12 protein-coding genes are annotated in these 13,237 nt (G+C 70.5%); 6 read left to right on the forward strand and 6 right to left on the reverse strand.

The genetic code is table 11. The features are described 5' to 3' along the window. Positions 1-10: 10 nt before the first annotated feature. Both ACIBVN_RS08860 and recO read right to left on the reverse strand, forming a co-directional pair. Positions 11-784, reverse strand: a complete 774-nt coding sequence (locus tag ACIBVN_RS08860; protein ID WP_397134200.1) for an isoprenyl transferase — start codon at positions 782-784, stop codon at positions 11-13. Then, entirely contained in the window at positions 781-1,515 is a 735-nt protein-coding gene (gene recO / locus ACIBVN_RS08865; protein ID WP_397134202.1) for a DNA repair protein RecO, read from the reverse strand. Before recO ends, ACIBVN_RS08860 begins: the two co-directional genes overlap by 4 nt. 140 nt (positions 1,516-1,655) lie before the next feature. On the opposite strand from recO, the gene ACIBVN_RS08870 reads away from it, so the two are divergent. From ACIBVN_RS08870 to ACIBVN_RS08880, 3 genes are all read left to right on the forward strand, one after another. Further along, positions 1,656-3,179: a CDP-alcohol phosphatidyltransferase family protein gene (locus ACIBVN_RS08870; RefSeq protein WP_397134204.1), complete on the forward strand. Its 1,524-nt coding sequence runs from the start codon at positions 1,656-1,658 to the stop codon at positions 3,177-3,179. Beyond that, positions 3,176-3,895, forward strand: a complete 720-nt coding sequence (locus tag ACIBVN_RS08875; protein WP_397134206.1) for a DUF5941 domain-containing protein — start codon at positions 3,176-3,178, stop codon at positions 3,893-3,895. The genes ACIBVN_RS08870 and ACIBVN_RS08875 overlap by 4 nt, the downstream gene beginning before the upstream one ends. A 208-nt stretch (positions 3,896-4,103) precedes the next feature. Then, the gene (locus ACIBVN_RS08880; protein WP_397134208.1) at positions 4,104-5,483 is read left to right on the forward strand and encodes a glycoside hydrolase family 16 protein; all 1,380 of its coding nucleotides are present in this window, start codon (positions 4,104-4,106) and stop codon (positions 5,481-5,483) included. 5 nt (positions 5,484-5,488) lie between these two features. On the opposite strand, the gene ACIBVN_RS08885 is transcribed toward ACIBVN_RS08880, so the two are convergent. Continuing rightward, positions 5,489-7,834 carry a GH1 family beta-glucosidase gene (locus ACIBVN_RS08885; RefSeq protein WP_397134210.1) on the reverse strand — a complete coding sequence of 782 codons (2,346 nt, stop codon included), beginning with the start codon at positions 7,832-7,834 and terminating at the stop codon, positions 5,489-5,491. 92 nt (positions 7,835-7,926) lie between these two features. Between ACIBVN_RS08885 and ACIBVN_RS08890 the strand changes: the two genes are divergently transcribed. The 3 genes from ACIBVN_RS08890 to rocD all read left to right on the forward strand — a co-directional run bounded on the left by ACIBVN_RS08890 (position 7,927) and on the right by rocD (position 10,550). Continuing rightward, complete coding sequence (locus tag ACIBVN_RS08890; protein WP_397134212.1) at positions 7,927-8,412, forward strand: Lrp/AsnC family transcriptional regulator; 486 nt, start codon at positions 7,927-7,929, stop codon at positions 8,410-8,412. A gap of 123 nt (positions 8,413-8,535) precedes the next feature. Further along, positions 8,536-9,333 (forward strand): dimethylargininase, encoded by a 798-nt coding sequence (ddaH, locus tag ACIBVN_RS08895; RefSeq protein WP_397134214.1) that lies wholly within the window; start codon positions 8,536-8,538, stop codon positions 9,331-9,333. Positions 9,334-9,335: 2 nt separating this feature from the next. Continuing rightward, entirely contained in the window at positions 9,336-10,550 is a 1,215-nt protein-coding gene (gene rocD / locus ACIBVN_RS08900; RefSeq protein WP_397134216.1) for an ornithine--oxo-acid transaminase, read from the forward strand. A gap of 58 nt (positions 10,551-10,608) precedes the next feature. Here rocD and ACIBVN_RS08905 read toward each other — a convergent pair whose 3' ends face one another. From ACIBVN_RS08905 to ACIBVN_RS08915, 3 genes are all read right to left on the reverse strand, one after another. Next, positions 10,609-11,838, reverse strand: a complete 1,230-nt coding sequence (locus ACIBVN_RS08905; protein ID WP_397134218.1) for a CU044_5270 family protein — start codon at positions 11,836-11,838, stop codon at positions 10,609-10,611. After that, entirely contained in the window at positions 11,831-12,424 is a 594-nt protein-coding gene (locus ACIBVN_RS08910) for an RNA polymerase sigma factor (protein WP_397134220.1), read from the reverse strand. Before ACIBVN_RS08910 ends, ACIBVN_RS08905 begins: the two co-directional genes overlap by 8 nt. Positions 12,425-12,507: 83 nt before the next feature. Beyond that, positions 12,508-13,218 carry a class I SAM-dependent methyltransferase gene (locus ACIBVN_RS08915; RefSeq protein ID WP_397134222.1) on the reverse strand — a complete coding sequence of 237 codons (711 nt, stop codon included), beginning with the start codon at positions 13,216-13,218 and terminating at the stop codon, positions 12,508-12,510. Positions 13,219-13,237: the final 19 nt, after the last annotated feature.

The following is a 13,237-nucleotide window of genomic DNA, read 5'->3' on the forward strand; positions in this document are numbered from 1 at the left end:
CGGGGAGCGGTCAGACCGGGTTGGGGATCGCCCCGCCGTACCGCCTGTCGCGCTTGGCGAAGATCTCGCACGCCTCCCACAGGTCCCGGCGGTCGAAGTCGGGCCACAGCCGGTCGAGGAACACCATCTCGGCGTAGGCCGACTGCCACAGCAGGTAGTTGGAGAAGCGCTGCTCCCCCGACGAGCGCACGAACAGGTCCACCTCGGGGATCTCGGGCTCGTCCAGGTAACGCGCGAACACCTTCTCGTTGACCTTCGACGGCTTGACCCGCCCTGCCGCGATGTCCTCGGCCAGCTTGACCGCCGCGTCGACGATCTCGGCCTGCCCGCCGTAGTTGACGCAGAACTGCAACGTCAGCTTGCGGTTGGCGACCGTCATCTCCTCGGCGGTCTGCAGCTCCGAGATGACGCTCTTCCACAGCCGCCCTGGCCTGCCCGCCCAGCGCACGCGCACGCCCATGGCGTTGAGCTCGTCGCGCCGCCGCCGGATCACGTCACGGTTGAACCCCATGAGGAAGCGGACCTCGTCGGGCGAGCGCTTCCAGTTCTCCGTGGAGAACGCGAACGCGCTCAGATAGGGAATGCCCAGCTCGAGCGCTCCCTCGATGACGTCGAACAGCGAGGACTCGCCCGCCTTGTGCCCCTCGATGCGGGGCAGCCCGCGGGCCTTGGCCCAGCGGCCGTTGCCGTCCATGATGATGGCGACGTGCCGGGGCACCAGGTCGCGCGGGATCGGCGGCGGTGTCGCGCCCGACGGATGCGGGGTCGGAGGTCGTACGTTCACACAGGCTCCCTTTCGACGTGTCGGAGAGAGCGTATTCCGTGTTCGAGGTGCCATTGCAGATATGCGGCCACGAGCCCGCTGCACTCGCTGCGATGGCGCGGCTCCGAGGCGTCGGCGGTGGCCCAGTCGCCGCGCAGCAGCGCCGTCATGAGCCCAATCGTCTCTCCCGCGGGCACGGCCGCACCGGCCGGCCGGCACGCCCCGCACACCACTCCCCCGGCGACGATGGCGAACGCCCTGATCGCCGGCGTCCGGCACTTGGCGCACGCGTCGAGCGCGGGGGCGTAGCCGGCCACGGCCAGCGAGCGCAGGAAGTACGCGTCCAGCACCAGCCGGGCCTCGTGGCCGCGGTCGGCGAGCGTGCGCAGCCCGCCCACCAGCAGCAGGAACTGCCGCAGCGCCGGCTCCTTCTCCCCGTGCGTCAGCCGGTCGGCGGTCTCCAGCATCGCGCTGCCCGCGGTGTAGCGGGGATAGTCGGCGGCCAGCACCTCGCCGTAGGGCCTGATGGTCTCCGCCTGCGTGACGACGTCGAGCGTCCGCCCGGTGTGCAGCTGCAGGTCGACGTGGGTGAACGGCTCCAGCCTGGCCCCGAAGCGGGACGTCGTGCGGCGCACGCCCTTCGCCACGGCCCGGATCTTGCCGGTGCGCTTTGCCAGGATGGTGACGATGCGGTCGGCCTCACCGAGCTTCTGTGTGCGTAGAACTACGCCTTCGTCACGGTAGAGACTCACTCGAACATCTTACGGCCGGATCGAAGCCATGTTACGGGCATGCTCTGATGACGCGACTTTACGTCACCATCATTAGACTTTGACGCCTGTCCCCGCATAACCCGTTGTTCAACCCCCCGATACCGCCTCGAAAGGGAGTCATGACCCGCGTGGTCCTGCTGGGCGCCTCGCCCGGCCCCGACACCTCTCCGACCGGCCTGAGGCTGGCCGCGATACCCGGCAATCCCTCCGTGGCCGAGCGACTACGCAGCCAGCTCACTTCCCTGGATCCACGGCTTGCCACGATCGAGTCAGGCGACGTGGCCGCCGCCCTGCGCGCACTGGCCGACGTCGCGGAGTCCGCGACGGAGAACCTCTTCATCATCCCGGAGAACTCAGTCGTCCACGACGAGCTGATCTACCAGATCACCAAGGCCAAGCGCGGTGCGCTGGCGCTCGTCGCCAAGGAGCCGCGTCCGGAGGTGACAGATGAGGAGCAGGAGGACAACGGCCCTGAGGACCACGTCCCGATCGACGAGGCCGACCCCGAGATCGGCCTCACCCGCCTCGAAGGGCTGCCTGTGCGCTCGCGCGTCGGCAAGTCTCGCGTTGTGTCGGTGGGCACCGCGAGCCACGCCGTGACCAGGCCCAACGCGATCCTGCTCGGCCCGCTGCACGTGAGCGCGCGCAACGCGCCGGTGCTGGCGCAGACCTGCCGCGAGCTGGCCGCGATGGCCGCCACGTTCGGCGAGGACGACGACCTGGTGCAGCTCATCGTGTTCGGCCTGGTGCGCAACGGCGTGTCGGTCGGCATCAGGGGCCGGCGCGACCTGTTCTACCGCCGGGTCACCACCCAGGAAGAGGTCAACGAGGCCGGCGCCGAGATGGCCGGCATGGACGAGGACCGGGCCAGGCTCAACAACGCGGTCAAGGGCGCCGACGGCTTCTTCACCACGTACTTCGTCTCCACCTACTCCCGCTTCATCGCCCGCTGGGCGGCCAGGCGCGGCCTGACGCCCAACCAGGTGACGCTGATCTCGATCGTGCTGGGCGTGGCGGCCGCCGCCTGCTTCGCCACCGGCGACCGGCCGTGGATGGTGCTGGGCGGCGTGCTGATCTACTTCGCGTTCGTCTTCGACTGCGTGGACGGGCAGGTCGCCCGCTACGCGCGCAAGTTCGGCGTGCTGGGGGCGTGGCTGGACGCCACGTTCGACCGGTTCAAGGAGTACGTCGTCTTCGCCGGCCTGGCCATCGGCTGGGTGGTCTCGGGCAACGGCGAGGAGATCTGGATCCTGGCGCTGGCCGCGCTCGGCCTGCAGTCGACCCGCCACCTGCTCGACTTCTCCTTCGGCGTCGCCAACCGCCGCAAGCCGCCCGCCAAGCTGCCCACGCTGCCGCTTGACGCCCCCGACGACCGCGAGCTGCGCCAGGCGCTCACCCGCCGCAAGGTCGAGCGGAGCCAGGGCCTGCGTGGCCTGCTCAAGATGTGGACCAAGGCCGGCAAGTTCCGTGCCGTCCACTGGGCGCGCAAGATGATCGTGTTCCCCATCGGCGAGCGGTTCGCGGCCATCGCGATCACCGCCGCCCTCTTCGACGCCCGGATCACCTTCCTCACCTTGGTGATCTGGGGCTCCGTCGCCGCCGCCTACACCCTCACCGGACGCCTCATGAGGTCGCTCGTATGATCACCCAACCGCAGGCCATGGCCACCCCCACGCCGGACCCCGACGAGGAGCGCCGCCGCATCCAGACCGCCCGCCTGCTCGCCTACCGTGACGACGGCCCGCTTGCCAACGCCCTCGCCGGCAAGCTCGGCCGGGGCCTGCCGCCCGTGGCCGGCACGCTCGTCGCCCTCCTCCTCGTCGCCGCCTTCGTGGTCGCCGGCGTGCTCCAGCCCGGCCCTGTCCTGCTTCTCCCGGTCGTGACCACACTGCTGCTCGTGCTGCCGACCACGCCGCGTGACCACCTGGGCCGCTTCGACTGGCTCACGCCGCCGCTGCTGCGCGCCGCCGAGTTCCTCACCATGATCGCGATCGGCCTCGCCGCCGACGCGCCCAAGTGGCTGCTTTTCGTGCTGGTTTATGTCGTGGGTTACCACACGTATGACACCGTTTACCGGACGCGGCAGAGCATCTGGCCGCCCGCCTGGGTGTTCCACGCGGGGCTCGGCTGGGAGCTGCGGCTGCTGATCATCGGTGTGGGAGCGGCGCTCGGCGTGCTGACGCCCGTGCTGGCCGTGCTGACGGCGTACCTTTTCGTGTTGTTCGCGGTGGAGAGCGTGACGAGCTGGGTGCGCCTCGACAAGGCCTCCGCCCAGGCCGGCGCCGACGCCGAACAGGACCTTGAAGCCTCCCCCGAAGACCAGCTCGAGCAGGCCACCGGCGAGGCGGACAAGGGGTAGGTGGGCCAGGGCCGCCCGGCCCGTCGCTCAGTTACCACGTGGGCCTGCTGACGCCCGCCCCGAGCACAAAGGGCTTCCCAGAGAAGCGCTTCGCGCTCGGGGCTCAGGCACTCCCCGGGCGGAACATTGACAGCAGGTAAAGGGTGTGTTGACATCGGCTCAGAGAGCGCTCTCTCAGTCCCGGGCCCCCACCCCCCATGGAGCAAGGATGACAACAGCCATCCGGCCCCGGCGTCGCCTGGCGGCCGTGGCCGTGGTGCTCGTGGCGCTCAGCGGCCTGCTCGTCAAGGTGGCCGTCAGCGCCTCGGCCGCCGTTCCGCCCACCCCGTCGGGCTGGTCGCTGGTCTGGTCGGACGACTTCAACGGCACGGCCGGCACGCTGCCCTCGTCGGCCGACTGGATCATCGACACCGGCCACTCGTACCCCGGCGGCCCCGCCAACTGGGGCACCGGCGAGGTCCAGAACTACACCTCCAGCACCGCCAACCTGAGCCTCGACGGCGGCGGCAACCTCCGCATCACGCCGCAGCGCAGCGGCTCGGGTGAGTGGACCTCGGCCCGCATCGAGACCAGGCGGGCCGACTTCAAGCCCGCCGACGGCCGCGTCCTGCGCATCGAGGGCCGCATCCAGATGCCGAACGTGACGGGCGACGCCGCGCTGGGCTACTGGCCGGCGTTCTGGGCGCTCGGGGCGCCGTACCGGGGGAACTACTGGAACTGGCCGGGGATCGGCGAGTTCGACATCATGGAGAACGTCAACGGCATCAACGCCGTCTGGGGCGTGCTCCACTGCGGCGTCAACCCGGGCGGCCCGTGCAACGAGACCACCGGCCTCGGCGCCAACCGCGCCTGCCCCGGCTCGACGTGCCAGGCGGCGTTCCACACCTACCGCTTCGAGTGGGACCGCAGCGTGAGCCCGAACCAGTTGCGCTGGTACGTGGACGGGCAGCAGTTCCACAGCGTGAGCCAGTCGCAGTTCGACGCGGGGACCTGGAGCGACATGACCGGGCACGCGGGCTACTTCCTGCTGCTCAACGTGGCGATGGGCGGGGCCTTCCCCGACGCGCTCGGCGGCCGGACGCCCACGGCGGCGACCGTGCCCGGGCGATCGATGCTGGTGGACTACGTGGCGGTGTGGCAGAGCGGAAGCGGCTCCACCCCTCCTCCCGGGGGCGTCGACGCCCGTTCGACGATCCAGGCCGAGCGGTACCAGGCGCAGTCGGGCACCATCGTCGAGACCACCACGGACACGGGCGGCGGGCAGAACGTCGGGGCGATCGCCAACGGCGACTGGCTCCGCTTCGACGGGGTGAACTTCGGGACGGAGGCCGCCCGCCAGTTCAGGGCCAGGGTGGCGTCCGGGGCCGCGGCCGGGGTGAGCGGGCTGGTGCAGGTGCGGCTGGACAGCCCCACCGCCGCTCCCATCGGGGACTTCGCCCTCGCCAACACGGGTGGCTGGCAGAGCTGGCGTACGGTGCCCGCCAACATCTCGGCCGTGACCGGGACGCACACGGTGTATCTGACCTTCAGCAGCGGTCAGCCCGCCGACTTCGTCAACGTCAACTGGTTCACCTTCTCCACCAGCTGAGACGCTCAGGTCGAGTCCCTCATCACCAGCCGGGTCGGCAGGATGACTGACTCGGTGTGGCGGCCCTCCAGCCGCGACAGCAGCAACCGCGCCAGGGCCAGCGCCTGGTCCGCCAGCGGCACCCGCACGGTGGTGAGTCCCGGCGTGGTGGCCGAGGCCGCGTCGATGTCGTCGAAGCCCACGACGGCCAGGTCCTCGGGCACCCGCCGCCCCGCCTCCCGCGCGGCCTGCAGCGCCCCGATGGCGAGCTGGTCGGTGGCGGCGAAGATCGCGTCCAGGGCCGGATCGTCGCCGAGCAGCTGCCGGGCGGCCGCCGTGCCGGAGGCGCGCGTGAGGTCCGCGAGGGCCAGCAGCGGCTGCAGGCCCGCACGGTGCAGCGCCGCGCGGTGCCCGGCCAGGCGGTCCTGGACGCTCACCAGGTCCGTGGGGCCGCAGATCATGCCGATGCGGCGGCGGCCGCGGGCGAGGAGGTGCTCGGTGGCGGCCTCCGCCCCGCCGGCGTTGTCCACGTCCACGTACGGCACCAGCGAGGCGACGGCCGGCTTGCCCAGCAGCACGATCGGCACGCCGGTGCGCGAGAGCCGCTCGGCGAGCGTGTCGGCGCGGTCGGGCGGCAGCAGCACGACCCCGTCCACCAGCCGGGCCTCCGCCTGCTGGATGATGCGCCGGTGGCTCTCGGCCGTGTCGGCGAGCATGAGCGTGATCTGCTTGCCCGCGCCCTCCAGCATGCTGGTGACGTACTGCACCACGGCGGCGGTCAGCGAGTCCCCCTGCCTGGGCACGGACAGGACCAGGGCGATCGTGTTCGTGCGCCGGGTGACCAGGCTGCGGGCGGCGGCGTTGGGCACGTAGCCGAGCTCCTTGACGGCCCGCATCACCGTGGTGCGTACGTCCGCGCTCACCGCCGCCTCGCCGTTGACCACGCGCGAGACCGTGGCCCTGGAGACGCCGGCGCGGGCGGCCACGGTCTCGAGGGTGGGCCGCTTGGGGCGGGTCTCGGTGAGGCCGTTGCGGCGGATGACGTCGCGGTACCACAGCGCGCTGTCCTTCAGCAGCCGCCGCTGGGTGGCGAAATCGACGTGCACGAGGCCGAACTTCCGCCGGTAGCCATCGGCCCATTCGAGGTTGTCGAGCAGGGTCCAGACGAGATATCCGCGAACCCGCGCGCCCTCTTCGACGGCCGACTGCAGGGCACGCAGATGTTCCTCGACGAAACTGATGCGGTCCACGTCGTGAATGCCGTCGCCGGTCATCGTGTCCACGAAGTCGGCGCCGTTCTCGGTGACCATCAGATCGAGCTCCGGGTATTCCCGGGAAAGGCGCCGCAGCAGCAGCGAAAGGCAGTTCGGCACTATCGGCCAGCCCATCGCGGTGACCGCCGTGGGAATCGTGCAGAACAGCACGCCCTCGCTTCCGGGAAAGGCCGGGTCGGCGGTTTCGCTGGGCTGCGCCTGCACCACCTGCGGGGTGTAGTAATTGACGCCGAGCAGGTCCACGGGCTGGGCGATGGTGTCGAGGTCGCCGTCGCGGATGTGTGCGAGGCCGCCGTGGCGCTCGATGATGGGCAGCAGCTCGGCGGGGTACGACCCGCGCAGCACCGGCTCCAGGAACTGCCGGTTGGCCAGCGCGTCGATCCTGGCCACGGCCTCGGCGTCCTCCTCCGACAGCTCCCTGCCGAAGTCGCTCACCTGGGCGGGCGTCATGACGGGCGAGATGTTGAGCACGGTCCCGACCCTCGTGGCCCCCGCCGAGCGCAGCGCCCGCGTGGCCAGTCCGTGCGCGAGCAGCATGTGGTGGGCGCTCCTGAACGCCTCCGCGGCCGACTTCCTGCCCGGCGCGTGCACCCCGGAGCCGTATCCCAGGAAGGCCGCCACCCAGGGCTCGTTCAGCGTGAACCAGGTGTCGACCCGGTCCCCGAGCCGGTCGTGGACCGCCGAGGCGTAATCGGCGAAATGGTGGGCGGTGTCGCGGGACGGCCAGCCGCCGAGCTTTTCAAGCGCCTGCGGCAGGTCCCAGTGATAAAGGGTCGCATAAGGCTTGATGCCCGCCGCGAGCAGCTCGTCGACTAACCGGTCGTAAAAGTCGAGCCCGGCCTCGTTCACCTTTCCCGAGCCCTCGGGGAAAACCCGCGGCCAGCTCACCGAGAACCGGTATGCGGCCATTCCGAGGTCTTTCATCAGCCGCACGTCCTCGGGATAGCGACGGTAATGGTCGCAGGCCTCTGCGCGGTCGGCGGAGAAACCGTCCCAGATGGACGGCCCGCGGCCGTCGGCGGACGTGGCCCCCTCGATCTGAAAGGCGGAGGTCGACACTCCCCACACGAAACCCTCGGGGAAGCTTGTGGTGCTCATTCTGGCGGATACCTTCCGATGACTGTCAGCACGCCCAGTTTCCCGCGCGCCGCTCGTCGCGCGCCAGCCTGGCCAGGCGGTATACAAGGCGCGTGGAACTGGATCGGCTCGATCGTGACATCATCGCGGCGCTCGTCGAGGACGCGCGCGCGACCTACGCTGACATCGGCCACCACGTGGGGCTGAGCGCGTCGGCGGTGAAGCGGCGGGTCGACCGGCTGCGCGACACGGGGGCGATCACCGGGTTCAGCGCGCGGGTGGCGCCGCAGGCGCTCGGCTGGACGACCGAGGCGTACGTGGAGCTGTTCTGCCAGGGCAAGACCAAGCCTTCGGACATCGCGCTGGCCGTGGCCAAGTTCCCCGAGGTGGTGGCGGCGGCCACGATCACCGGCGAGGCGGACGCGCTGCTGCACATCAGGGCCACGGACGTGCGCCACGTGGAGCGGGTGATCGAGCGCATCGCCGCGGAGTCGTTCGTGGTGCGGACCAAGAGCTCCATCGTGCTGTCGCGGCTGGTGGACACCCCTCCGGGCGCCGCAGTGCCGGAGCCGCGCAACGGATCGCATCCCACGCCCTGATAGACGCAACAGACCCGCGCCAACACGCAATGCCAGACGCTTGGCCTGCATAAACATGCATTCTTAGGCTGTCTCCGTCCCTTCAATCTGGACATCCATCCATAAACCTCGACGGAGACCTGCATGCCCAAACACTTCCTGATGTGCCGTCCGGACTACTTCACGGTCGAGTACGCGATCAACCCGTGGATGCATCCTGAGGCCGGCGCGGACCGCGACGTGGCGGTCCGGCAGTGGGAGGGCCTCAAGGCGGCGTACGAGGAGCTCGGGCACAAGGTGAGCCTGATCGACCCGGTCGAGGGGCTGCCCGACATGGTCTTCGCCGCCAACGGCGCGCTGGTCGTGGACGGCCGCGTCTACGGCGCCAGGTTCGCCCACCCCGAGCGCGGCCCCGAGGGCCCCGCCTACCTGCGGTGGTTCGCCGAGCGCGGCTACCCGGTGCACGAGCCGCTCCACGTCAACGAGGGCGAGGGCGACTTCCTCACGCTCGACGATGTCATCCTGGCCGGAACGGGCTTCCGCACGGACGTGGTCGCACACCAGGAGGCGCAGGAGTACCTGGACCGCCAGGTGATCTCCCTGGCGCTGGTGGACCCGCGCTTCTACCACCTCGACACGGCGCTGTTCCCGCTCGACGGCCGCAACGTCGCGTACTACCCGGAGGCCTTCTCCGAGGGCAGCAGGAAGGTGCTGCGCGCGATGTTCCCCGACGCGGTGGTCGCGACCGCCGAGGACGCCGAGGTGCTCGGGCTGAACGCGGTCAGCGACGGCACGAACGTGGTCGTCAACGCCGAGGCGTCGAACCTCCAGCTGGAGCTCAAGCGGCGCGGTTACGAGGTCCTCCCGGTCGACCTGTCGGAGCTGCGTAAGGCGGGTGGGGGCCCAAAGTGCTGCACACTGGAGATCAGGGGGGAGAACTGACCATGACCACCAGCGCAGAGCTCATCGAAATGAGCGAGCGCCGCAGCGCGCACAACTATCATCCACTGCCCGTCGTGATCCATGAGGCGCACGGCGCCTGGGTCACCGACGTCGAGGGCAAGCGGTATCTGGACTGCCTGTCCGGCTACTCCTCGCTCAACTTCGGCCACGGCCACCCGAAGATCATCGAGGCCGCCCAGGAGCAGCTCAAGCATCTGACCCTGACCAGCCGAGCCTTCTACCACGACCAGTTCGCGCAATTCTGCGCCGGTCTCGGCGACCTCACGGGCAAGGACATGATCCTGCCCATGAACACCGGAGCCGAGGCCGTCGAGACCGCCATCAAGGTGGCGCGCAAGTGGGGCTACGAGGTCAAGGGCGTGGAGCCCGACCAGGCGAACATCATCGTGATGGAAGGCAACTTCCACGGCCGCACCACCACGATCGTGAGCTTCTCCACGGACCCGGAGGCACACGACAACTTCGGCCCGTTCACGCCGGGCTTCCGTCTCGTGCCGTACGGCTCCACGGAGGCGATCAGGCGAGCCGTCGACGCCAACACGGTCGCGGTGCTGGTCGAGCCGATCCAGGGCGAGGCCGGGGTGCTGGTCCCGCCTGACGGGTACCTGGGCGAGATCCGGGAGCTGTGCACCGCCCAGGGCATCCTGATGATCGCCGACGAGGTGCAGTCGGGCCTGGGGCGGACCGGGCAGACGTTCGCCTGCGACTTCGAGGGTGTCGTGCCCGACATCTACGTCCTCGGCAAGGCGCTCGGCGGCGGTGTCGTACCGGTCTCGGCCATCGCCGCGAACCGGGACGTCCTCGGGGTCATCCACCCCGGCCAGCACGGGTCCACGTTCGGCGGCAACCCGCTGGCGTGCGCGGTCGGCATCGCGGTCATCGAGCTGCTCAACACCGGCGAGTTCCAGGCCAGGGCCGCCAAGCTGGGCGAGGTCCTGCACGCCCGGCTGCGCGAGCTGGTCGGCAGGGGGGTCGTCGAGGTACGCGGGCGCGGGCTGTGGGCGGGCGTGGACATCGACCCGGAGGTCGCCACGGGGCGGGAGATGTCCAAGGCGCTCATGGCGAGGAGCGTGCTGGCCAAGGACACGCACGGCTCCACCATCCGCCTCGCACCGCCGATCGTCATCTCGGAGGACGACCTGGTGTGGGCGGTCAACCAGCTCTCCGACGCCCTTTACGAGTTCAGCCAGGCCTAGAGCGGAGCGCGGCAGGGCCCGGCCACCGTACGTGGCCGGGCCCGCACCGGAGAGACGGTCAGTTGCCGGGCGGAGGCGTCTCCTCCGGCGTCACGGTCACCGTCACAGTGGGCTCCGCGGGCGAAGGCGGCTCCTCTGTCGCCTCCAACGTGGCCGTCACCGCCGGCGCCGGCTCCGTCACGGCGTCCTGGCTCGGCGGCGGCGACGGCGTGTCCGTGCTCGACGGGCTCGGGGTGGCCTGGAGAGTGGCGCTGATGCAGTGGGAGACGGCACCTTCCCGTACCTGCGCCTGCGGCAGCTCATCCACCACCGAGACCTTCAGCTGGGCCGTCAGCGCCAGCACGCTGTCCTTGGGAGCCTGGGCGCGCTGATCGTCCACGACCGTGTTCCGCTCCCCCATGAACAGGTGCGTGGCCGGGTCGAAGATGGCCTGGATGAGCGTCCCCTGCGGGTCCACCCGCCCGATCGCCACCCCCTTGCGGCCCGCCGCGTCCGCCACCCCCTCGGCCACCTGGACGCCGGGGATCGTCTTGGCCGCCTCGAACAGCGCCGCACGCTGCGCCTTCGGCATGTACGTCTCCCTGACCAGATCCAGCACGTGGTCGAACGCGGCGCGGTCGCCGTCCACGCCCTTGCCGTCGCTCACGTACGCCGCGCTCATCTCATAGAGCCGCGCCCGCATCCCGTCGGCATCCGTCGGCAGGGTGCTCAGGTAGGCGTAGTCGGTCTGGCGCGGACCCGGGCAGGCGGGCAGCGTGTGCCACTCGGAGCCCTGCCACTTCTTGGCCTCCTTCGGCAGCGACTCGCCCGGCCACGGCTGGGGCTCGCGGCCCTCGATCAGCAGCAGGCCGTCCGCGCTCGCGTCCACCGACTGCCAGATCTTCCGGTGCGTCCGGTAGAGGTGACGCGATTCGCCGCCCTTCATGCCGACCGTCAACGACTCGTACATCGTGTCGGACTCGATCTGGATGAACTGGCCGGGCCGGGGGTTGAGCTCGTCGGACGACGACACGGAAGCCGACTGGGTCACCGACGTGGCGGGGTTCGTGCCGCCCGGCCCCTGGTTCGACATGGCCACGGCCACGCCGCCGACGAGGACGATCGTGGCCCCGAAGGCGGCCGCGGCCTGCCAGCCGAACCTGGGCAGGCGAAAGCGGCCCCCGCCGCGCGCCTCCGCCAGCAGCCGCTCCCGTGCCCTGGCCCTCGCCTCGGCCCCGTACGGCGGCACGCCGGGCCGGCCGTCGGCGAACATGCGGATCTCGTCCTCATCCATGTCGTGCCTATCCATGACGGGGCTCCTCTGCTGCGAAGGGATCGATGCCGCCGAGCGCCCTGCGCACCTTCGCGCGGAGCCTGTGGAGCCTGGACCTGACGGTGCCGACGGGCACGCCTAACGCGAGCGCGGCGTCCTCGTACGTCAGGTCCCCCCAGGCAACGAGCAGCAGCAGGTCGCGCTCGCCCGCGCTGAGCCTGGTCAGCGCCCTGGCCAACCTGGGCTGGAGCTGCTCGGCGGTCACCCGGTCGGCGCTGCGCTCGTCGAACGTGCCCGGGCGCTCCACGCTCACCTTGGCCATGGCCGCCGTGCGCCGCCGCTCGGCCCTGCGGTGCTGGGCGACGACCTTGGTCGCGATGCCGTACAGCCAGGGCCTGGCGTCCGGCCATGAGCGGTCGTAACGCGCCCGCCCGCGGAACGCGACGAGGAACACCTCCCCCGTCACGTCGTCGGCCAGCTCCGCCCCGAGGCGCCGCGCCGCGTACCTGTGGATCTCGTCGGCATGACGGTCGAACAGCGCCGCGAAGCTCTCCGGGTCGCCGAGCGAATGCCCGATCAGGGTCGAGTCATCCAGCGTCTCAGGCGCATCCTGAACACCCACCACTCTGCCGGTCCTCTCTCATGCGGTCACCCTGTTGTTGGCCGCACGCCGGACCCCGGTTCCCACTATTTCCGGCAATCCGCCTACGGAAGCCGCCACACCTCCATGCCCTCGGGTGCCGCGTCCCGGCTGAACCCGGCCGCCTCCAGCTCCGACACCAGCCGTTCCTCCGCAGGCCAGTGGTTGGTGACCACCGCCTCGTCCTCGCTGACCACCACGCCGCGCTGCCGGATCCGGTAGACGAAGCGCGAGGTCACGCTCTCGCCGGCGACCTCAAGCACCTGCCCCGCGACCTCGTACGTGTGCCTGCCCACCTCGTACGAGCCCATGACCTCCAGGTCACCCGGCACGGGGACGGCCCGTTCGCGCCAGTTGAACACCAGCCGCCCGCCCGGCTCCAGCTGCCTGGCCAGCACCCGCCAGAGCTCGGCCCGCTGCTCGGCGGGGAAGCTCTGCAGCACCGAGATCATCACGATCGCCTCGACCGGCTCGTCCACCTCCACGTCCAGCGCCCCGCACGGCAGGACGGTGACCCGGCGCAGCAGCTCCGGATCCTCCGCCAGCCGGTTGACCAGGACGGAACGCATGCCCAGCGCCGGCTCGACGGCGTAGATCTCCGCGGGCGTCTCCTGGGCGATCACCCGGGTGACCAGTCCGGTGCCCGCGCCGATCTCGATGACGCTCCGCTCCACGCCCTTCAGCAGCGGCGGCAGCAGCTCGCGGATCAGCGGCACGTGCCCGTCCTCGTGCCACAGGTCGTAGAAGGGAACGGCGAGGGAGTAGTTTTCATCCATGGGGAGGGACGATAACCAT

The sequence above is a fragment of the Nonomuraea sp. NPDC049400 genome, from assembly GCF_044466425.1.
Classification (GTDB): Bacteria; Actinomycetota; Actinomycetes; order Streptosporangiales; family Streptosporangiaceae; genus Nonomuraea.